Source organism: Caulobacter sp. 05T431 (assembly GCF_056665975.1).
The window spans coordinates 50,686-70,628 of the sequence record NZ_JBFTKU010000017.1; the positions used below are offsets into that span (position 1 = coordinate 50,686).

General features: G+C 72.2%; 19 protein-coding genes. 14 read left to right on the forward strand and 5 right to left on the reverse strand.

Features of this window, described 5'->3' with window-relative positions:
- Positions 1-67: 67 nt before the first annotated feature.
- The 4 genes from AC1U89_RS16170 to hemC are packed head-to-tail and all read right to left on the reverse strand — an operon-like array spanning position 68 to position 4,238.
- Positions 68-1,627, reverse strand: coding sequence for a heme biosynthesis HemY N-terminal domain-containing protein (locus tag AC1U89_RS16170; protein ID WP_479900712.1), 1,560 nt, complete (start codon positions 1,625-1,627; stop codon positions 68-70).
- Positions 1,624-2,526, reverse strand: a complete 903-nt coding sequence (locus AC1U89_RS16175; protein WP_479900713.1) for a COG4223 family protein — start codon at positions 2,524-2,526, stop codon at positions 1,624-1,626. Before AC1U89_RS16175 ends, AC1U89_RS16170 begins: the two co-directional genes overlap by 4 nt.
- Positions 2,527-2,569: 43 nt before the next feature.
- Positions 2,570-3,277, reverse strand: coding sequence for a uroporphyrinogen-III synthase (locus tag AC1U89_RS16180; protein ID WP_479900714.1), 708 nt, complete (start codon positions 3,275-3,277; stop codon positions 2,570-2,572).
- Positions 3,278-3,281: 4 nt separating this feature from the next.
- Complete coding sequence (hemC, locus tag AC1U89_RS16185; RefSeq protein ID WP_479900715.1) at positions 3,282-4,238, reverse strand: hydroxymethylbilane synthase; 957 nt, start codon at positions 4,236-4,238, stop codon at positions 3,282-3,284.
- Positions 4,239-4,309: 71 nt separating this feature from the next.
- On the opposite strand from hemC, the gene tsaD reads away from it, so the two are divergent.
- The 6 genes from tsaD (at position 4,310) to AC1U89_RS16215 (ending at position 8,557) form a co-directional block, all read left to right on the forward strand.
- The gene (tsaD, locus tag AC1U89_RS16190; RefSeq protein WP_479900716.1) at positions 4,310-5,413 is read left to right on the forward strand and encodes a tRNA (adenosine(37)-N6)-threonylcarbamoyltransferase complex transferase subunit TsaD; all 1,104 of its coding nucleotides are present in this window, start codon (positions 4,310-4,312) and stop codon (positions 5,411-5,413) included.
- The gene (locus AC1U89_RS16195; protein WP_479900717.1) at positions 5,410-6,405 is read left to right on the forward strand and encodes an NAD(P)H-dependent glycerol-3-phosphate dehydrogenase; all 996 of its coding nucleotides are present in this window, start codon (positions 5,410-5,412) and stop codon (positions 6,403-6,405) included. The genes tsaD and AC1U89_RS16195 overlap by 4 nt, the downstream gene beginning before the upstream one ends.
- A gap of 100 nt (positions 6,406-6,505) precedes the next feature.
- Entirely contained in the window at positions 6,506-6,787 is a 282-nt protein-coding gene (locus tag AC1U89_RS16200) for a YciI family protein (RefSeq protein ID WP_479900718.1), read from the forward strand.
- Complete coding sequence (locus AC1U89_RS16205; protein WP_479900719.1) at positions 6,784-7,152, forward strand: Rieske (2Fe-2S) protein; 369 nt, start codon at positions 6,784-6,786, stop codon at positions 7,150-7,152. Before AC1U89_RS16200 ends, AC1U89_RS16205 begins: the two co-directional genes overlap by 4 nt.
- 65 nt (positions 7,153-7,217) lie before the next feature.
- The gene (locus AC1U89_RS16210) at positions 7,218-7,718 is read left to right on the forward strand and encodes a hypothetical protein (protein ID WP_479900720.1); all 501 of its coding nucleotides are present in this window, start codon (positions 7,218-7,220) and stop codon (positions 7,716-7,718) included.
- A 56-nt stretch (positions 7,719-7,774) separates the two neighbouring features.
- Entirely contained in the window at positions 7,775-8,557 is a 783-nt protein-coding gene (locus AC1U89_RS16215) for a class I SAM-dependent methyltransferase (RefSeq protein ID WP_479900721.1), read from the forward strand.
- Here the strand turns inward: AC1U89_RS16215 and AC1U89_RS16220 are convergent.
- Positions 8,554-9,303, reverse strand: coding sequence for a creatininase family protein (locus AC1U89_RS16220; protein WP_479900722.1), 750 nt, complete (start codon positions 9,301-9,303; stop codon positions 8,554-8,556). The two genes, AC1U89_RS16215 and AC1U89_RS16220, sit on opposite strands and share 4 nt — an antisense overlap.
- A gap of 124 nt (positions 9,304-9,427) precedes the next feature.
- On the opposite strand from AC1U89_RS16220, the gene AC1U89_RS16225 reads away from it, so the two are divergent.
- The 8 genes from AC1U89_RS16225 to AC1U89_RS16260 all read left to right on the forward strand — a co-directional run bounded on the left by AC1U89_RS16225 (position 9,428) and on the right by AC1U89_RS16260 (position 19,922).
- Positions 9,428-10,087, forward strand: a complete 660-nt coding sequence (locus tag AC1U89_RS16225) for a peroxiredoxin (RefSeq protein ID WP_479900723.1) — start codon at positions 9,428-9,430, stop codon at positions 10,085-10,087.
- 100 nt (positions 10,088-10,187) lie between these two features.
- Positions 10,188-12,128, forward strand: coding sequence for an acetate--CoA ligase (gene acs, locus AC1U89_RS16230; protein ID WP_479900724.1), 1,941 nt, complete (start codon positions 10,188-10,190; stop codon positions 12,126-12,128).
- Between the two features lie 36 nt (positions 12,129-12,164).
- Positions 12,165-12,770: an SRPBCC family protein gene (locus AC1U89_RS16235; protein ID WP_479900725.1), complete on the forward strand. Its 606-nt coding sequence runs from the start codon at positions 12,165-12,167 to the stop codon at positions 12,768-12,770.
- Positions 12,767-13,177, forward strand: coding sequence for a thiol-disulfide oxidoreductase DCC family protein (locus AC1U89_RS16240; RefSeq protein WP_479900726.1), 411 nt, complete (start codon positions 12,767-12,769; stop codon positions 13,175-13,177). Before AC1U89_RS16235 ends, AC1U89_RS16240 begins: the two co-directional genes overlap by 4 nt.
- Positions 13,174-14,826, forward strand: a complete 1,653-nt coding sequence (locus AC1U89_RS16245) for a DUF4166 domain-containing protein (protein WP_479900727.1) — start codon at positions 13,174-13,176, stop codon at positions 14,824-14,826. The genes AC1U89_RS16240 and AC1U89_RS16245 overlap by 4 nt, the downstream gene beginning before the upstream one ends.
- A gap of 73 nt (positions 14,827-14,899) precedes the next feature.
- Complete coding sequence (locus AC1U89_RS16250) at positions 14,900-17,782, forward strand: M16 family metallopeptidase (protein WP_479900728.1); 2,883 nt, start codon at positions 14,900-14,902, stop codon at positions 17,780-17,782.
- A 92-nt stretch (positions 17,783-17,874) separates the two neighbouring features.
- Positions 17,875-18,693, forward strand: a complete 819-nt coding sequence (locus tag AC1U89_RS16255) for an LOG family protein (RefSeq protein WP_479900729.1) — start codon at positions 17,875-17,877, stop codon at positions 18,691-18,693.
- Positions 18,690-19,922, forward strand: a complete 1,233-nt coding sequence (locus tag AC1U89_RS16260; RefSeq protein ID WP_479900730.1) for a flavin monoamine oxidase family protein — start codon at positions 18,690-18,692, stop codon at positions 19,920-19,922. The genes AC1U89_RS16255 and AC1U89_RS16260 overlap by 4 nt, the downstream gene beginning before the upstream one ends.
- Positions 19,923-19,943: the final 21 nt, after the last annotated feature.

Consider the following 19,943-nt stretch of genomic DNA (forward strand, 5'->3'; position numbering starts at 1 on the left):
AAAGGAAGAGGCCCGGAAGACACTGGTGTTCCCGACGCCAAATCACCGACCCGGCGCGAGGAGGGGCCTATTTAGCGGCGCGAGGGCCGCTTGCCAAGCGTCGGCGTGCGCCTGTCTTGCGACGGGGCGCCGGAGCGGGTTGTTCCGGCTCCGGAGACGGGGCCGCGTCGAAGCCGGCGGGGTCGAGTCCCAACCCGATCCCGGGGTCGTCGGGGATGGGCATTAGCGCCCCGCCCGTCTCGGCCGCCCGGACGAAGGGCGTGGATTCGGCGTAGGCCGAGGGCAGCTGCGGCAGCTCGCTCATCGTGCGCTCGCGGCGCTCGAAACGCGGATGGATCAGCTCGCCCGTCTCGGCGTAGCTGACGGTCAGCCGCGCCCAGTCGTCGCGGGCGTAGGCGAAGGCGCGGCCTTCGGGGTCCAGGTCCGACCAGTCGGGCTCCTGCGGGGCGGCCACGCCCCGCGCCACCCAGGCGCGGGCCTCGTCGGCCTCGCCGCAGGCATAGGCGACGCGCGCCATCAGGCCGGCGATTCTTGCAGTCAGCTCTTCTTCAGGAAGCAGCCGGGCGGCGGCGCGGGCGGCGATCGGGTCGCCGCCGATCAGGGCGCTCTCCACCTTCAGCAGCCGGCTCTCGCGGGCCTCGGGCTTCAGATTGGCCAGGGACGCCAGGCGGGCGGCGCGCAGCTTGGGGGTCTCGCTGGTCTTCAGGTCGCGATAGGCCAGCCACAGGGCCGGGTGCGGGGCCTGCTTCCAGGCGGTCTCGATCAGGGTCCCGGCCTTGGCGGCCTTGCCGTCGGCGGCCTGCAGCCGGGCGGCCATCACCACGCCCGGCGCGAACTCGGGCTTGAGCCTGGCGGCCTGGGTCGCGAAGTCCAGGGCCTGGGCCAGGACCTTGGGATGGTCGGACTCCTCCAGGTCGGCGGCCGAGGCGGCCAGCAGGGCCGCACGGGCCCGCTCGGCGACCAGCGGCGGGACGATCTTGCGGTCCAGGGCGCCGCGCACCAGCTCCAGGGCGGCGGGCCAGTCGCCGGCCTCCAGCCGCGCCTCCAGCAGGGCGCGCCAGGCCCAGCGGGCGGTCTTGGCCAGGCCGTAGGCGGTCTCGGCGTGACGCAGGGCTAGGGCCTTGTCGCCCTCGGCCAGGGCGGTCTGCATCAGGCCGCGCAGCCCCGCCAGGCGCATCTCGGGAAAGCCCAGCATGGCGTTGTAGGCCTGGCGCGCGGCGACATGGTCGCCCGCCGCCTCGGCGGCCTGGGCGGCCAGGACGCGGACCAGGGCCGGGGCGTCCTCGGCCAGTTCCGAGGCCTTCTGGGCCAGGCGGCGCGCCTCGGAGCCGTCGCCGGCCGCCACGGCCAGGAAGCCGCGCGACAGGGCCTCGACGCCCTGCTTGCGCTTGGCCTCGGCCCGGGCGCGGGCGGCGCGCTGCGGCGCCTCGACCACCCACAGCAGGCCGCGCCACAGGATGGTGGCCAGGAGGGCGGTGAACAGGGTCAGCAGGGCGGCGGCCGCCGCCGTCATCTCGACGCGCCAGCCCATCCAGTCGAGGCTGGCCGCGCCCGGCTCGCCGGTCAGGGCGACCACCGCCACGGCGATGGCGGCGACCACGAAGAAGACGAACGCCGCCCGGATCATGGAGCCACCGGCGCGGGGGCGACCGTCTGGGCGCGGGTCACCTGGACCAGGCCGGCCAGGGCGTCGGCCCGGATCGCGGCGATGTGGCGGTCGATCTCGATCCGGCGCTCGGCGGCGGCGCGCCAGGGCGCCAGCACGGTCTGGGCGGCGGGCGGAAGGGTCTCCAGATCGGTCAGGGCGCCTTCGATGTCGCCCTCGTTCAGCAGCTTCTGGGCCCGCGCCAGCACCGCGTCCGGCGTATTGCCCTGGGTCGCGCCGACCTGGCGGATCGAGACGACGCTGGACAGGGCGTGGCGCAGCCGTGCCAGGAAGTCGGCGTTGCGGCCGGGGTCGCGGGCGGCGACGGCGGTGCGGCCGGCCAGGGTCTCGAACTCGTCGGCCAGGCCCGCGCGGGTGGGCGCGCCCTGCTGGGCCAGGCGGCCCAGGGCGCGCAGGTCCGGCGACAGGGGCAGGACCCGCTCCAGGCCGGCCAGCTCCTCGGCGAACGGCCGGGCGGTGCGGGCGGCGTCGGCCAGGGTGGCGGCGGCCAGGGCCGCGCCGGCGGCGTCCAGCGCCCGCTGCTGCCCGGTCTCGAGCACGGCGACCCGGCCCTCCAGCTGGGCCACGTCCTCGGACGCCGGYGGCGKAGCCTGGGCGATGCTGGGCGCGCCGTACAGCGGCTGGCCTGGGCCGGCCTGGGCCGAGGCCGACGCGCCGGCGGCCGGCTGCGCGGCCGGAGGCGGCGTCTTGCCGCCCGAGAACCAGGACGGACCGAATCGCGCCAGGGCCGCGCCGGCCGCCACGCAGATGAACCCGAAGGCGATCAGCGCCCAGAAGCCTGGCCCCAGGAGGCGGCGGCGGCCATACAGCGCCGGGTCGCGCGGGGCGTCGGATTCAACGGGATCGGTCGCGAGCGTCATGCGCCATTCGTGCCCCACGCCGCCGCGCCGCGCAATGTTCAGCTTAGGCCGTCAGCAGGTCCAGCAGCGCGGTTTCGGTCGGGTGCGGCGCGGACGTCACGGAGTCCAGCCGCCCGGTTTGCACGAGCGTCTCGAGCGGCGCGCCCACGGACGGCGACAGGCACAGGGCTCGAAGACTGGGCGCTGGGCGAGCTTGCAGCACCCGCGCCAGCTTGCGCGCCGCGCGGGGCGAATAGAGCAGGACCGCGGCCATCGTCCCCAGCTGGGCCAGGGTGGCGGGTTGCGGGTCGCGCTCGACCGTTTCGTAGACCGCGACCTGTCGAGCGGTCAGGCCGGCCGCGACCAGGGGCGAGACGAGGTCGCCGGCGGGCTCCAGGGCGCTGGGATGCAGCACCGCGCCGCCGATCCGGTCCTTCCGGCCCACGATCAACGCCGCGAGGGCGCCGACGTCGCCGTCGGCCGAAAGCACCTCGGTGAAGCCGGCCTCGCGCGCGGCCCGGGCGGTGCGCTCGCCGACCGCGAAGGCCGGCCGGCTCCTGTCGGCGCACAGGCGGGCGAAGGCCTCCACGCCGTTGACGCTGGTGAAGGCCAGGGCCGCCACCCCCTCCAGGTCGATCGACGGCGACAGGGGGACCACCGCCAGCAGCGGATCCACCAACGGCGGCAGGCCCATGGCCGTCAGGCGCGCGGCGGTCTCCTCGGCGCCCGGTGAGGCGCGGGTGATCCAGATCCGCGGCGCCGCCGCCACCATCCGCCTACTCGGTCAGGATGAGGGCGGGGCCGCCCTCGGCGCGGACGGCGGCGCCCAGCTCCAGGCCCAGGGTCCGGGCCTCGTCGGCGGCGTCCTCGCTGGACAGCGTGACCGAGCCCTCGCGACGGAAACGCATGGCGCCGTCCGGGGTCAGGGCTTCGACGATCAGGGTCAAGTCCAGGCCGTCCAGCCGGGCGTGGGCGCCGACGGCCGTGCGGCACGAGCCTTCCAGGGCGTAGAGCGCGCCGCGCTCGGCGGCGACGGCCAGGGTGGTGGCCTGGCAGCGCACGGCCTGCAGCCACGGCAGATCGACATCCTCGGCGCGGGTYTCGATGACCAGGGCGCCCTGGCCGGGGGCCGGCGGGGCGGCCAGGGGGTCGAGCCAGCTCTTGGTCAGATGGCCCAGGCCCAGGCGGTTCAAGCCCGACTGGGCCAGCAGGATGGCGTCGGCCTCGCCGCGCTCCAGCTTGGCCAGGCGCGTGTCGACATTGCCGCGCAGCATCACGACCTCGAGGTCGGGACGCACGTGCAGGGCCTGCGCTTGCCGCCGAAGCGAGGCGGTGCCCAGGCGCGCGCCTTTGGGCAGGTCTTCCAGGCGCTCGCAGGCGTGGCTGATGAAGGCGTCGCGCGGGTCCTCGCGCTCGGGCGTGGCCGCCAGGACGAGGCCGGGCGGCAGGACGGCGGGCATGTCCTTCAGCGAATGGATGGCGCAGTCGATGCGGCCGTCCAGCAGGGCCTCCTCGATCTCCTTGGTGAACAGGCCCTTGCCGCCGATCTCCATCAGGCGACGGTCCTGGATGCGGTCGCCGCTGGTGACGATCGGGATCAGCTGGGCGAAGGCCTCGATGTCGCCCGCGCCGTCCCAGCCGAGCGCCTTGGCGATGCGGGCCTGCATCAGGCCGGACTGGGCCAGCGACAGCTTGGAGCCGCGCGCGCCGATACGGATGGGTTGCCGGGACAAGGTTCGAACGTTACCTGCAAGATCGAAAGACGCCTTCGCTGCTACAGGAGCGGCGAAGCGCCCGCAACCGAATGACCCCCTTAAGGAAAATGGGCCTCACCGTACTCGGACTGGAAACCAGCTGCGACGAGACCGCCGCGTCCGTCGTGCGGCGGGACGAGGACGGCCGCGTCACGGTGCTGTCGTCGATCGTCGGCACCCAGTTCGAGCAGCACGCCCCGTTCGGCGGGGTGGTGCCCGAGATCGCCGCCCGCGCCCATGTCGAGGCCATCGACGCGGTGGCCGCGGAGGCGATGCGCGCGGCCGGGATCGGCTTCGACGGACTGGACGGCGTGGCCGCCACGGCCGGGCCGGGCCTGGTGGGCGGGGTGATGGTGGGCCTGGCGTTCGGCAAGGCCGTGGCCCTGGCCCGCGACCTGCCGCTGGTGGCGGTCAACCACCTGGAGGGCCACGCCGTGTCGGCCCGGCTGGGGGCGTCGATCGACTATCCGTTCCTGCTGCTGCTGGTCTCCGGCGGGCATTGCCAGCTGCTGGAAGTGGCTGGGGTCGGGGCCTGCACCCGCCTGGGCACCACGATCGACGACGCGGCCGGCGAGGCCTTCGACAAGATCGCCAAGAGCCTGGGCCTGCCCTATCCCGGCGGCCCGGCCCTGGAGAAACTGGCGGCCAGCGGCGATCCCTCCAAATTCGACCTGCCCCGCGCCCTGCTGGGCCGCAAGGACTGCGACTTCTCGTTCTCGGGCCTGAAGACAGCCGCCGCGCGGCTGGCCGAGAAGATCACGGATGAGCGGCAACGCGCCGACCTGGCCGCCTCGGTCCAGTTCGCCATCGCCCGCCAGCTGTCGGAACGCACCGACCGGGCGATGAAGGCCTATGCCGAGCGCCATGCCGGCCAGACGCTGCGCTTCGTCGTGGCCGGCGGGGTGGCGGCCAACGGCGCGGTGCGGGCGGCCCTGCAGAAGAACTGCGCCGACAACGGTTTCAGCTTCGACGCCCCACCCCTGGCCTATTGCACCGACAACGCCGCCATGATCGCCCTGGCCGGGGCCGAGCGGCTGGCGGTCGGGATCTCTGACGATCTGGACGCCGTGGCGCGTCCGCGTTGGCCGTTGGACGAGGCCGCCGCGTTATCCAATCCGAGCAACAGTTTCGGTCGCAAGGGAGCCAAGGCATGACCTTCAAGCACGTGGGTGTCGTTGGCGCCGGCGCCTGGGGCACGGCGTTGGCCCAAGTCGCGGCCCGGGCCGGCCTGAAGGTCGCGATCCAGGCGCGCGAGCCCGAGGTGGTCGAGGCGATCAACGCCCGGCGCGAGAACAGCGTCTTCCTGCCCGGGATCGCCATCGAGCCGTCGGTGACCGCCGTGGCGGACATGGCGGGCCTGGCCGACTGCGACCTGATCCTGGCCGTCCCGCCCGCCCAGCACCTGCGCTCGGCCATGGCTGCCCTGAAGCCGCACCTGAAACCCGGCGTCCCGGTGGTGCTGTGCTCCAAGGGCGTCGAGCAGGGCTCGCTGAAGCTGATGACCGAGGTGGCGGCCGAGGCCCTGCCGGGCGTCGACATCGCCGTGCTGTCGGGCCCCAGCTTCGCCGCCGAGGTGGCCAAGGGCCTGCCCGCCGCCGCCACCCTGGCCTGCGAGGACGAGACGCTGGGCAAGCGCATCGTCGAGGCCATCGCCATCCCGACCTTCCGCCCCTACTGGGCCGCCGACGTGATCGGGGCCGAGGCCGGCGGGGCGGTGAAGAACGTGCTGGCCATCGCCTGCGGCATCTCCGAGGGCAAGGGCCTGGGCCGCAACGCCCACGCCGCCCTGATCACCCGCGGCTTCGCCGAGTTGACCCGCCTGGCCGTGGCGGCCGGCKGCAAGGCCGAGACCGTCGCCGGCCTGTGCGGCCTGGGCGACCTGGTCCTGACCTGCTCGTCCAGCCAATCGCGCAACATGAGCGTCGGCCTGGCCCTGGGCGCCGGACAGACCCTGGAGCAAGCCCTGGCCGGCAAGGTCTCGGTGGCCGAGGGCGTGGCCTCGGCTCCCGCCGTCCGCGCCCTGGCCCGCAAGCTGGGCGTCGAGACCCCGATCTGCGAGGCCGTCGCCGCCATCCTGGCCGGCGAGGTCGATGTCGACAGCGCCATCCTGGGTTTGCTTTCCAGGCCGCTGAAGGCCGAGGTCTAGGGCGACGAAGGGGACACACACTCGCTCCACCGCCCTTGATCATCCTGCTCGGACAGACGCGCGAGTGTGTGTCCCCATCTCCATCCTGAAAAGGAACACCATGCCGCTGTTCGCCATCGTCTGCCGGGACAAACCCGACGCGCTCGAGACCCGCCTGGCCACCCGGCCCGAGCATCTGGAATACCTGGCCCAGTCCAAGGTCCTGAAGCTGGCCGGCGCCCTGCTGGGCGACGACGGCAATCCGGTGGGCTCGATCCTGATCGTCGAGGCCGACGACATCTCGGCCGCCCAGGCACAGGCCGACAACGACCCCTACACCAAGGCCGACATCTTCGAGAGCGTCACGATCAATCCGTGGCGGCTGGCGGTAGGTAGCGTTTGAGCCGAACCGACCCCGACAACCCCGCGCGCCCCGCCGGCGGCACGGTCCTGTGCCCGCTGGACGAGATCGCCTCGCCCGGCGCGCGGGGCTTCCGGTTCCGCGTCGACGAGGCCGTGTTCGCGGGCTTCGTGGTCCGCAGGGGCCAGGCCGTGGTGGGCTATGTCGACAGCTGCCCGCACGCCGGCTGGCCCCTGGCCGGGCCGAACGGGCGGTTCCTGACCCGTGAGAACGACCTGATCCTGTGCGCCGGCCACGCGGCCCTGTTCCGCATCGAGGACGGGGCGATGGTGGCCGGCCCCTGCCAGGACGTGGCCCTGACGCCCTGGCCCGTGCGGGTGGCGGACGGCGCCGTCGTCACCGTCTGAAAGAACGCCGGTCGCCAAACCCCACGGCCACGGTTAGGGTCCGCCCCAAGGGACAGGGGCGCGACATGGACATCATTCTGCTGCAGCCGGGCGATCCGGATATCGTCTACACCCCGGACGTCCCCCGGATCGACGGCCTGCCCGCCGCCGTGATCGGCGGCTTCGATCCTCGCCTGTGCGTCCAGCTGACCGCCTTCGGCCAGGACCTGAAGGCGCCCGCCTCGCCGACCGCGCCGCCGGCCACGGCCTTCACGGTGATCAAGCCCGTCGACGCCCTGTCGGTGAAGCTCTACGAGTGTTGCCTGCGGGGCCGCCCCCTGGGCGAGGGCCACGATCGTCCCAGCTGGCTGCATCGGGTCAGCAACGGCGTCCTGGCGCTCAGCATCGCCCTGCGCGACGCGGTGATCGCCGACATCCAGCTGCAGGCCCAGGCCGACGGCTCGACGGTCGAGCGCCTGACCCTGGCCCCCTCCGAGATGCTGTGGAGCTACTATGCGCCCGGCGCCGGCACGCTGCACACCGGCTGGAGCACCCTGCAGAACCGGCCGATCGCCAGCTTCACCTGACCGTTCCTTAACCCCTTGCCGCTAGGCTTCCTCGACGCAAACGGGGAAGCCGCGCCATGGCCGACGGGTCCAATCCGAATTTCGACGCCGACCTGACCGACGCCGAGGACGCCCGCGGCGCCGGCGACAAGCTGCGCTCGCTGACCAAGATCAACCCGCGCTTCGCCGCCGCCCTGGCCCGCACGATGCTGGCCAAGCGCGACCATGCGGTGGTCGACGCCTTCAACGCCCACAGCGAAAAGACCGGCTACGAGTTCACCTCGGGCTGGGCCTCGAACAACATCCCGTTCGTTACGCCCCTGCTGCGCGACTTCGCCGGCAAGCGCGGCGACGCGGCGATCCGTTATCTGGAGATCGGGGCCTATGAGGGCCGCAACCTGGCCTTCATGGACTGGCTGATCCCCGGGCGCCTGGACGTTACCGTGATCGACCCCTGGTTCGACGAGGCCCTGAACCCGGAAGAGAAGTACCACGCGGTCGAGCCGCGCTTCCGCCGCAACATGGCCAAGACGGGCTTCCGCTCGATGACGGCCCACAAGGGCTTCTCGACCTACGAGCTGCCCAAGATGCTGGCGGCCGGCGAGCAGTTCGATCTGATCTATGTCGACGGCAGCCACACGGCTCTCGCCGTGCTGATCGACCTGTGCTTCTGCGCCGGCCTGCTCAGCGTGGGCGGCATGATGGTGCTGGACGACTACTGGCACGACATCAGCGAGATCGGCGGGCCGGGCGTGAAGCAGGCCACCGACCAGTTCTTCAACGCCTTCGGCCGCTATTTCGAGATCACCGCGGTGTACCGCCAGGTGGCCCTGACCAAGATCGCCGAGATCCCGCGCTAGACCCTGACCTCCGCCGAGAACTCGGCCAGGTCCTCGATCAGCGACTTGGCCGCCTGGGCCACCAGCGCCCCGCCCTTCTCGGGCGTGGCCTGGGCCGGGTCGGAGCCCATGCGGCCGTCGGCGTAGCGGGCGCGGAAGTCCAGGGCCTCGCGGATCGGGCCGGTGGGCGCGATCTTCGGCGAATAGTCGACGGCCTTGATGCTGTCCGGATAGCCCCACTGGGTCACCGCGATCTCCGACGGCGTCGCATGGCTGCCGTGGCCGGTCGGGAACTGCTGGTTGGCCAGGCCCATCACGCCCTTGAGGTCCCACCAGTTCTTCAGCTTCAGGGCGAACGGCGCGCGCTCCTTGCGGAAGCTGTACTCGGCGTAGATCTCGGAGAAGGCCGCCTCGATCGAGGCGACGTTGCCGCCGTGGCCGTTGAGGAAATAGATCTTCTCGAAGCCGTGGGCGCCCAGCGAGCGCACCCAGTCGCCGATTGCGGCGATGAAGGTCGAGGGCCGCAGGAAGATCGTGCCCGGGAAGGCCAGGTGGTGCTGGGCCATGCCGACATTGAAGGTCGGGGCCACCAGCACCGTGTCCGACTGCTTCGAAGCCTCGTGCGAGATGATCTCCGGGCACAGCCAGTCGGTGCCCAGCAGGCCCGTCGGCCCATGCTGCTCGTTGGAGCCGATCGGCACCACCACCGTCTTCGACGTCGCCAGGTAGGCCTCGATCTCGGGCCAGGTCGAAAGGGCGAGCAGCATGACTGGAAACTCCGCGAGAAATCCTGGACGGCGCTGGGGGAAGCGCGCGCCTACAAATTGGGGACGGCTTTACGCCCATCCCAGGGTGAAGCCGACCCCATTCTTGCGGCCAGGAGAGACAGCCATGACGCTCAAGCTCGGCGACATCGCGCCCGACTTCACCCAGGACACCACCGAAGGCCCGATCCACTTCCACGACTGGGCCGACGGCAAGTGGGTGGTGCTGTTCTCGCACCCCAAGGACTTCACCCCCGTCTGCACCACCGAGCTGGGGACCGTCGCCCGTCTGAAGCCCGAGTTCGACAAGCGCGGCGTCAAGGTGATCGGCCTGTCGGTCGACCCGGTGGACAACCACGCCCGGTGGGCCGCCGACATCGCCGAGACGCAGGGGACAGCCCCGAACTTCCCGATGATCGGCGACACCGATCTCTCGGTCTCCAAGCTCTACGGCATGCTGCCGGCCGACACGGCGGGCGGCTCGGACGGCCGGACCGCCGCCAACAACGCCACGGTGCGCAACGTCTTCATCATCGCGCCCGACAAGACCATCAAGCTGATCCTGGTCTATCCGATGACCACGGGCCGGAACTTCGACGAGATCCTGCGGGTCATCGACTCGATGCAGCTGACCGCCGCCCACAAGGTGGCCACCCCGGCCGACTGGAAGCAGGGCCAGGACGTGATCATCGTGCCCGCCGTCAGCGACGAGGACGCCAAGACCCTGTTCCCGGCCGGCTGGACCGCCCACAAGCCCTATCTGCGGACGACCAAGCAGCCGGGGTGACCACAAAGCCGGGGCGCGGTGGAGATTTTCCATTGGTCTTCTTGCGCCCCGCCCCTCGCCGCGCATAACTCCGCCGCAACGAGACCAAGGGAGTGACGGCGTGAGCGACGGACAGGTTTTTCCGGTTCCCGACGACTGGGCGGGCAAGGCCCATATCGACGCCGCCGGCTTTGAGGCCGCGCTGGCGCGGGTCGAGGCCGACCCCGAGGGCTATTGGCGCGACCTGGCCGGGCGGCTGGACTGGATCCAGGCTCCGACCAAGATCAAGGACGTCTCCTACGCCAAGGACGACTTCCGCATCCACTGGTACGCCGACGGCGTGCTGAACGTCAGCGCCAACTGCATCGACCGCCACCTGCCGCACCGCAAGGACGACGTGGCCCTGGTGTTCGAGGGCGATGAGCCCGGCGTGTCGTTCAAGGTCACCTACGGCGAGCTGCACGAGCAGGTCTGCCGGATGGCCAACGTGCTGAAGGCCGAGGGCGTCCAGAAGGGCGACCGGGTCACCATCTACCTGCCGATGATCCCCCTGGCGGCCGTGGCCATGCTGGCCTGCGCCCGGATCGGGGCGATCCACTCGGTGGTGTTCGGCGGCTTCTCGCCGGACTCGATCGCCGGCCGCATCCAGGACTGCGCCTCGCGCTTCGTGATCACCGCCGACGAGGGGCGCCGGGGCGGCAAGCGGGTGCCGCTGAAGGCCAATATCGACAAGGCCCTGGAGCACTGTCCCTGGGTGGGCAAGGTTCTGATGGTGCGCTGGACGGGCGCCGACGTGCCGCTGGTCCACGGCCGCGACATCGTCTGGGACGACGTCAAGGACGGCGTCTCGGCCGACTGCGAACCCGAGCCGATGAACGCCGAGGACCCGCTGTTCATCCTCTACACCTCCGGCTCGACGGGGAAGCCCAAGGGCGTGCTGCACACCACCGGCGGCTACCTGGCCTGGGCCAGCTGGACCCACGAGGTCGTGTTCGACTACCGGCCCGGCGAGGTGTTCTGGTGCACGGCCGACGTGGGCTGGGTCACCGGCCACAGCTACGTCGTCTACGGCCCGCTGGCCAACGGCGGGACCAGCCTGATCTTCGAAGGCGTGCCCAACTATCCGACTCCCGCCCGCTTCTGGGAGGTGGTCGACAAGCACAAGGTCGAGATTTTCTACACCGCCCCCACGGCCCTGCGCGCCCTGATGCGCGAAGGCGACGACTGGGTCACCAGGAACGACCTGTCGTGCCTGCGCCTGCTGGGCAGCGTCGGCGAGCCGATCAATCCCGAGGCCTGGCTCTGGTACCACCGCGTGGTCGGCAAGGACCGCCTGCCGATCGTCGACACCTGGTGGCAGACCGAGACCGGGGGCATCCTCGTTTCGCCCCTGCCCGGCGCCACGGCCCTGAAGCCCGGCTCGGCCACCAAGCCCCTGCCGGGCGTCAAGCTCCAGCTGGTCGACGCCGAGGGCAAGGTCCTGGAGGGGGCCACCGAAGGCAACCTGGTGATCACCGACAGCTGGCCGGGCCAGATGCGCACGGTCTACGGCGACCACGGCCGGTTCTTCGACACCTACTTCTCGGCCTATCCGGGCAAGTACTTCACCGGCGACGGCTGCCGCCGCGACGCGGACGGCTACTACTGGATCACCGGCCGGGTCGACGACGTGATCAACGTCTCGGGCCACCGCCTGGGCACCGCCGAGATCGAGAGCGCCCTGGTCGCCCACGACACGGTCGCCGAGGCCGCCGTTGTCGGCTATCCGCACGACATCAAGGGCCAGGGCGTCTACGCCTATGTGACGCTGAAGGCAGGCGTCGAGGCCACCGACCAGCTGCGCAAGGACCTGATCCTCTGGGTGCGCCAGGAGATCGGCCCGTTCGCCGCGCCGGACGTGCTGCAATGGGCGCCGGGCCTGCCCAAGACCCGCTCGGGCAAGATCATGCGCCGCATCCTGCGCAAGATCGCCGAGAACGAGCTGGGCAGCCTGGGCGACACCTCGACCCTGGCCGACCCGTCGGTGGTCGACGACCTGGTGAAAAATAGGGCCAAGGCCTGATGCGCCAGGGGCGGAAACTCGGCTAGGCTCGACCTCATGCCTGGCCGAGCCTTCGTCGTCGCGTTCCTCGTCCTGGCGGCCCCCGCGGCCGCCATGGCCCGCGACAACAGGCCCCTGGAGCCCAACCCCGACTGGTTGCGCAAGATCGAGAGCGGCGAGGTCGCGCTGGAGGCCCACACCGACCCCAGCGGCCGGGGCGGCCAAGTGCGGGCGATGATCGACATCGCCGCCCCGCCCGAGACGGTCTGGGCCGCCATCCTCGACTGCGACCGCGCCGCCCGGATGACCCCCAGCGTCAAGCGCTGCACGGTGCTGTCGCGCGAGGCCGGCGGGCGGGTGGAGCTGCGCGAGCACGTGGTCAAGTGGAGCTTCCTGCTGCCGGCCCTGCACTCCACCTCGCGCCTGACCCTGGAGCCCTATCGCCGCATCGCCTTCCGCTGCGAGGCGGGCGACATCAAGGATTGCGAGGGCCAGTGGCTGCTGGAGCCGCGCGAGGGCGGCAAGGCCACGCGCGTGACCTACGAGAACCGGGCCACCGCCCCCTTCGGCCTGCCCAACGGCGTGACGACCATGGCCATGCGCCGCGACGTGCCCGCCGCCCTGCGGGCCCTGCGCCGCGAAAGCGTGGCGGCGGCGCGATGAACGACCTGATGCTGTTCGACGGGGTCTGCAACCTGTGCTCGGGCTCGGTCCGGACGGTGCTGGCCATCGACCGCAAGGGCCTGATCCGCTTCACCCCGATCCAGTCGGCGTACGGACGCGAACTGGCCCTGGCGCATGGGATCGATCCGGACCAACCGACCAGCTTCCTGTTCCTCGATGGGGGTCGGGCCCTGGAGAAGAGCGCGGCGATCCTGGCCCTGCTGCGGCGGCTGGGCTGGCCCTGGTCGTGGCTGGCGGTGATCGAGGTGCTGCCCAGGCCCTGGCTGGACGGCGCCTACGACTGGCTGGCCGCCAACCGCTACCGGCTGATGGGCAAGCGCTCGACCTGCATGCTGCCCACGCCCGAGCAGAAGGCCCGTTTCGTGCTGGAGCCGCCGCTTCGATGAGCGACGGCTCCAGACGCATCGTCCTGGTGGGCGCCAGCGGCGTCTTCGGCCGGCGCCTGGCGGCGATGATCGCCCGCTGGCCGGATGTCGTCCTGGTGCTGGCGGCCCGCGACCTGGCCCGGCTGGAAGCCGTGGCCGCCGAGCTGGCCGCGACCGGGCCAGCCGCGAGGATCGAGCTCGCCCGGCTGGATCGCCTGGACCCGGCGAACCTGCCGGCCCTGGCCCCGTGGGCGGTGGTCGACGCCGCCGGACCGTTCCAGGGCCAGGACCAAGCCTTCCCCCGCGCCGTGCTGGCGGTGCGCGCCCACTATGTCGACCTGGCCGACGCCCGCGACTTCGTGGCCGGCTTCCCGGCGGCGCTGGACGAGGCGGCGCGCGCCGCCGGGCGATGGGCGATCACCGGCGCCAGCTCGACCCCGGCCCTCAGCCACGCCGCGCTCAATGTCCTGACCGCCGGTTGGACCCGGATCGACCGGGTGGAGGCCGCCATCTCGCCGGGCGCGCGAGCGCCCCGAGGACTCTCGGTGGTCCGCGCCATCCTGGCCTGGGCCGGCGCGCCGGTGCGGGTGTTCTCCGAAGGCCATTGGACCACGCGCCCCGGCTGGAGCGGCCCGCGCCGCATCGCCTTCCCGGGCCTGGGCCGGCGCTGGACCAGCCTGGCCGAGACGCCGGACCTCGACCTGCTGCCCGCCCGCTTCCACGTCCGCCGTGACGCCATCTTCCGGGCCGGACTGGAGCTGCCCATCCTGCACCTGGGCCTCTGGGCGCTGAGTCTGCTTCGGCGGATGCGCCTGGTCTCGACGCTGGAGCCCTTGGCCGTGCTGCTGGGCGGGGCGGCGGGCCTGGTCGCGCCGCTGGGCTCGGACCGCGGCGGCATGGTGGTCGAGGCCGAGGGGCTGGACGCGGACGGCGTCCATCGCTTGGCGCGCTGGGGCCTGTGCGCCGAGGCCGGCGCGGGACCGCACACCCCGGCCGCCCCGGCGGCGGCGGTGCTGCGGGCCCTGCTGGACGGCCGGCTGGGCCAGCCCCGCGCCACKCCCTGCGTCGGCCTGGTCGATCTCGACGCCATCCTGCACGAGCTGCGCGACCTGCCGATCCGCGCCGGGCTGGAGCGCCAGCGTCCGGACACGCCCGGCCTTTTCCCCCGCCTGCTGGGCGAGGCCTGGCCGGCCCTGCCCGAGGGGGTCCGCCGCGCCCATGCCGGCGTCGCCCCCGTCACCCTGACCGGACAGGCCCGAGGTCGCGGCGCGCCCGGCCTGCCCGCCCTGGTCCGCCGCCTGCAGGGCATGCCGCCGGCCGGGCTCCACGCGACGACGGTGACGATCACGCCGGCGGAGGACGGCGAGCGCTGGACCCGCCGGTTCGGCGACCGCACCTTCGGCTCGGTGATCCGGCCGACCCCGGGCGACCCCTGGACCTTCGAGGAGACCGTCGCGCCCCTGACCTTCCGGTTCACCGCCGCGCCCTATCCGGGCGGCTTCTCGTGGGTGTTCGACGGCTGGCGCGTGGGCCCCCTTTCCCTGCCCCGCGCCTGGGCGCCGCGCGTGCGGGCCCGGACCTTCGCGCGCGCCGGCAGTTATCGCTTCCGCGTCCTGGTCGCCCATCCGTGGCTGGGCGTGATCTTCGGCTATGCCGGACGGCTTTCATGACAAGACGGTAAGCTTGGCGCCCCGGTACCGGATGCTAGGGTCGCGCCTTGCCGTTTCCGGAGCGCCGTCCCTCATGATCCGTCCCGCCGCCAAGGCCGCCCTCGTCGCGCTGGCCCTCTCGACCACCGCCCTTTCCCCGCTGGCCCACGCCCAGGCCCCTACGGCGCCCGCCAGCGCCGGCGTGGCCGTGCCGCCGATCGTCTACAAGCAGCGCACCCTTCCGAACGGGCTGAAGATCTACACCTCGCGCGACGCGACCACGCCGAACGTGACGGTGCAGGTCTGGTACGGGGTGGGCAGCAAGGACGACCCCGAGGGCCGCTCGGGCTTCGCGCACCTCTTCGAACACCTGATGTTCAAGTCGACGCGCAACATGCCCAACGAGTTCTTCGACCGGCTGACCGAGGACGTGGGCGGGTTCAACAACGCCTCCACCTACGACGACTTCACCAACTACTACGAGGTCGTTCCGGCCAACCACCTGCAGCGGCTGCTGTGGGCCGAGAGCGAGCGCCTGGGTTCGCTGGTCATCGACGAGGCGGTGTTCAAGTCCGAGCGCGACGTGGTCAAGGAAGAGCTGCGCCAGCGCGTGCTGGCCAATCCCTACGGCCGGTTCTTCGCCCTGAACATCACCAAGGCGTCGTTCGACAAGCACCCCTACCACCGCCCCGGCATCGGCTCGATCGAGGAGCTGGACGCCGCCACCGTCGACGACGTACGCGCCTTCCACCAGGAATACTACCGCCCCGACAACGCCGCCCTGATCGTGGTCGGCAATTTCGACGAGGCGCAGCTGAACGCCTGGATCGACCAGTATTTCGCGCCGCTGAAGGCCCCCGCCGCGCCGATCAAGCAGGTGACCGTGGTCGAGCCGGCCCGCGCCGCCTCCAAGGTCGTCACGACCTACGGCCCCAACGTGCCGCTGCCGGCCGTGGCCATGACCTGGCTGGCCCCGGCCGCCGCCGATCCGGACGTCCCCGCCCTGGCGGTGCTGGACGCCATCCTGTCGGCCGGCAAGTCGTCGCGCCTGTATGACAGCCTGGTCTACGACCAGAAGATCGCCCAATCGATCTTCTCCTCGGCCCCCAACAACGCCCAGCCGGGCCTGTTCTACGTCGGCGCCATCATGGCCGGCGGCAAGACGGTCGAGCAGGGCGAGGCCTCGCTGAGCGCCCAGGTCGCCAAGCTGCGCACGACCCCGCCCACCGAGGCCGAACTGGCCGAGGCCAAGGCCGGGCTGCTGGCCGACGCCGTGCGCGGCCGCGAGACCATCGACGGCCGCGCCTTCKCCCTGGGTTACGCCCTGCGCACGGAAGGCGACGCCGAACGGGCCAACACCGACCTGGCCGCCCTGCAGGCGGTGACCGCCGCCGACGTTCAGCGCGTGGCCGCCAAGTACCTGGCCGACGACCGCAAGGTGACGGTCCGCTACCTGCCGGAGTCGGCCAAGCCGGCCGGCGCGCCCGATCCGTTCCCCGCCCCGCCGAAGGTGGCCTCGGTGACCTACAGCGGCCCGGTCACCGCCCTGGCCCCGGAAGGCCAGCGCGTGGCCCCGCCGGCCCCGAGCGCGCCGGTTTCGCCGGTCCTGCCCTCGCCCGTCGAGAAGACCCTGGCCAACGGCCTGCGGGTGATCGTCGCCAAGTCCAGCGACCTGCCGCTGATCACCGCCGACCTGACCGTGCGCGGCGGCTCGGGCTCGGACCCGGCCGGCCTGGCGGGCGTCTCGGCCATGACCGCCGAGCTGCTGACCGAGGGCACCAAGACCCGCACCGCCACCCAGGTGGCCGCCGCCACCGAGGCCCTGGGCGCCGATCTGGAGGCCGGTTCGGGCTGGGAGGCCTCGTCCCTGACCCTCAGCGTCATCGCCGACAAGGCCCCGCAGGGCCTGGCGATCATGGCCGACGTCGCCCAGAACCCGACCTTCAAGGCCGACGAACTGGAGCGCGTGAAGACCGAGGCCCTGGACGGCCTGTCGGTCAGCTACCAGCGCCCGGGCGCCGTCGCCGGCTTCGTCGTGCCCACCGTGATCTACGCCGGCTCGGGCTTCGGCCATGTGGCGGGCGGCACGCCCGGCTCGCTGCCGAAGATCCAGCGCGACGCCCTGGTCAAGACCCACGCCGCCAACTGGCGCCCGGACAACGCTATCCTGGTGCTGACCGGCGACCTGACGCCCGAACAGGGCTTTGCCTTGGCGCAAGACGCGTTCGGCGGCTGGGCCAAGCCCGCCGGCCCGCCGCCGGCCCCGGTCAAGGGTCCGACCGGCTACACGGCCAAGAACGTCATCGTCGACCTGCCGGGCACCGGCCAGGCCGCGGTCACGGTGACCAAGCCGGCCATCCTGCGCGCCGACCCGCGCTACTACGCCGGCCTGGTGGCCAACGGCGTGCTGGGCGGCGGCTATTCCTCGCGCCTGAACCAGGAGATCCGCATCAAGCGCGGCCTGTCGTACGGCGCCGGTTCCAGCCTGTCGCCGCGCGCGGCCATCGGCGGCTTCTCGGCCAGCGTCCAGACCAAGAACGAGTCCGCCGCCCAGGTAGTGGGCCTGATCAAGGCCGAGCTGACCCGCCTGGCGGCCGAACCGGCCTCGAACGCCGAGCTGGCGGCCCGCAAGTCGGTGCTGGTCGGCGACTTCGGCCGCGACCTGGGCACCTCGGGCGGCCTGGCCGACATCCTGGGCAATCTGGCGATCTACGGCGTGCCGCTGAACGAGATCCAGGCCTATACCGGCAAGGTCGAGGCGGTCAGCCCCGCCGACGTCCAGGCCTTCTCCAAGGCCGTGCTCGACCCCGCCCAGGCCAGCGTGATCGTGGTCGGCGACGCCAAGACCATGGGCCCCGACGTGAAGACGGCCCTGCCCGGCGCGGTGCAGATCCCGATCGACCAGCTGGACCTGGACAGCCCGACCCTGAAGAAGGCTCTCGCACCCAAGAAGCCGGCGCCCAAAAAGGCCAAGTAGCCTCGAAGCCCGAAGGGGACCTGCCAAGGGCATGTCCCCTTCGGGGGGCTCGGGCTATGGAGGCTCTGGGGGCAACGCGTTCGGAGCACCAGATGAGCGACCAGATCAGCATCCCCGAACCGACGGACCAGATGGCCTCGCCGTCGTACCGGCTGGCGGCGCTGGACCAGGACTTCCTGCTGGGCGAGTCCATGCGGGGCGTGCGGTTCCTGCTGGAGTTCGCCAAGGCCGACGAGGCGCTAAAGGCCTGGGGCGTGCGCTCGACGATCGTGGTGTTCGGCAGCGCCCGGGTCCGCGAGGACGGTCCCGGAAGCCAGGCGCGCTGGTACGCCGAGGCCCGGCGGTTCGGCCGCATCGCGTCGGAGCGCGGCGGAGCCATCCACGCCAGCGACGGGGCGCGCGACAACGTCATCGCCACGGGCGGCGGCCCCGGCGTGATGGAGGCGGCCAATCGGGGGGCCTTCGACGCCGGCGCGCCCTCGGTGGGCTTCAACATCACCCTGCCCCACGAGCAGCGGCCCAATCCCTACGCCACGCCCGACCTGTCGTTCCGCTTCCACTACTTCGCCATGCGCAAGATGCACCTGGCGATGCGGGCCAACGCCCTGGTGGTGTTCCCCGGCGGCTTCGGCACCTTCGACGAGCTGTTCGAGATCCTGACCCTGCGCCAGACCGACAAGGCGCCGCGCATCCCCATCGTGCTGTTCGACGAGGCCTATTGGCGCTCGGTGGTCAATTTCGACGCCCTGGTCGAGCACGGCATGATCAACGCCGCCGACCTGGAGCTCTTCCGCTTCGCCGAGAGCGCCGAGACGGTATGGTCCAGCCTGCTGGCCTGCGGCCTCAAGCCCGGCGAGTCCATCGAACTGGAACCCGAACAGACGCCGCCGACGGAGCCCGCCGCCGCATGACCGAAGTCGACGTCGCCATCATCGGCGCGGGGGCCGCGGGTCTCGCCGCCGCCGCGGCCCTGGCCGACGCGCCGCTGGACGTGGTGGTGCTGGAGGCCCAGGACCGGATCGGCGGCCGCGCCCACACCGTCCCCCTGGCCGGCCTGCATCTGGACCTGGGCTGCGAGTGGCTGCACTCGGCCGACCACAATCCCCTGGTCGAGAAGATCGCCGCCACCGGCCTGACCATCGACAAGACGCCCCCGCCCTGGGCCCATCCGGAGGCCACCGCCAATTTCACCGCCGAGGAGCGCCAGACCTATCACGCGGCCTTCGCGAGCCTGGACGAGCGGGTGGAGGCGGCGGCGCGCGAGGCGGGCGACAGGGCGGTCTCCGAACTGCTGGAGCCCGGCGACCGCTGGACCCCGCTGCTGAACGCCTTCAGCGCCTATTACAACGGCGCGGAGTTCGACCAGGTCTCGGTCCAGGACTACGCCGCCTATGACGACAGCGAGCTGAACTGGCGGGTGGCCGAGGGCTACGGCGCGGGGATCGCCGGGCTGGCCCCGCACGGCGTGCGGATCATCGATGGCTGTCCGGTGTCGGTGCTGCGCCACGACGGGCCGCGCCTGAGCCTGGAGACGCCCCGGGGGGTGGTCCAGGCCCGGGCGGCCATAATCTGCGTTTCCACGGCCGTCCTGGCGGCCGGAGCCTTGCGCATCCTGCCCGACCTGCCCGCCAAGCTGGCCGCCGCCGAGGGCCTGCCCCTGGGCCTGGCCGACAAGGTGTTCCTGAGCCTGCACGAGCCGGAAGCCTTCAGGCCCGAGTCTATGGTCTTCGGCGCCACCGACCGCACGGCGACGGGGTCCTATCACCTGCGCCCGTTGGGGCGGCCGATCATCGAGGCCTTCTTCGGCGGGGCCCACGCCCGCGCGCTGGAGGCCGAGGGCCCCGGCGCGACGGCGGCCTTCGCGATCGAGGAGCTGGTCGGGGTCTTCGGCTCGGGCCTGCGCGACCGGGTGTCGGTGCTGGCCAAGACCGCCTGGGCGTCCGATCCCTGGGCCCGGGGCTCCTATTCCCACGCCCTGCCCGGCCGCGCCGGCGAGCGCGCCGTGCTGGCCGCCCCAGTGGACGGGCGGCTGTTCTTCGCCGGCGAGGCCTGCTCGGCGCATTCGTTCTCGACGGCGCACGGGGCGTGGGAGACGGGGGAACGAGCGGCGCGGGAAGTGCTGGCGGCGTTGGGGGTCTAACACCAAAACTCCGCTCATCCC

Coding starts and splice junctions, on each gene's coding strand:
- AC1U89_RS16215 (WP_479900721.1), top strand. CDS start 7,775: ATGGCCGACGGGTCCAATCCGAATTTCGACGCCGACCTGACCGACGCC.
- AC1U89_RS16240 (WP_479900726.1), top strand. CDS start 12,767: ATGAACGACCTGATGCTGTTCGACGGGGTCTGCAACCTGTGCTCGGGC.
- AC1U89_RS16235 (WP_479900725.1), top strand. CDS start 12,165: ATGCCTGGCCGAGCCTTCGTCGTCGCGTTCCTCGTCCTGGCGGCCCCC.
- AC1U89_RS16170 (WP_479900712.1), bottom strand. CDS start 1,627: ATGATCCGGGCGGCGTTCGTCTTCTTCGTGGTCGCCGCCATCGCCGTG.
- AC1U89_RS16255 (WP_479900729.1), top strand. CDS start 17,875: ATGAGCGACCAGATCAGCATCCCCGAACCGACGGACCAGATGGCCTCG.
- AC1U89_RS16260 (WP_479900730.1), top strand. CDS start 18,690: ATGACCGAAGTCGACGTCGCCATCATCGGCGCGGGGGCCGCGGGTCTC.
- AC1U89_RS16200 (WP_479900718.1), top strand. CDS start 6,506: ATGCCGCTGTTCGCCATCGTCTGCCGGGACAAACCCGACGCGCTCGAG.
- AC1U89_RS16180 (WP_479900714.1), bottom strand. CDS start 3,277: ATGGTGGCGGCGGCGCCGCGGATCTGGATCACCCGCGCCTCACCGGGC.
- tsaD (WP_479900716.1), top strand. CDS start 4,310: ATGACCCCCTTAAGGAAAATGGGCCTCACCGTACTCGGACTGGAAACC.
- AC1U89_RS16220 (WP_479900722.1), bottom strand. CDS start 9,303: ATGCTGCTCGCCCTTTCGACCTGGCCCGAGATCGAGGCCTACCTGGCG.
- AC1U89_RS16225 (WP_479900723.1), top strand. CDS start 9,428: ATGACGCTCAAGCTCGGCGACATCGCGCCCGACTTCACCCAGGACACC.
- AC1U89_RS16210 (WP_479900720.1), top strand. CDS start 7,218: ATGGACATCATTCTGCTGCAGCCGGGCGATCCGGATATCGTCTACACC.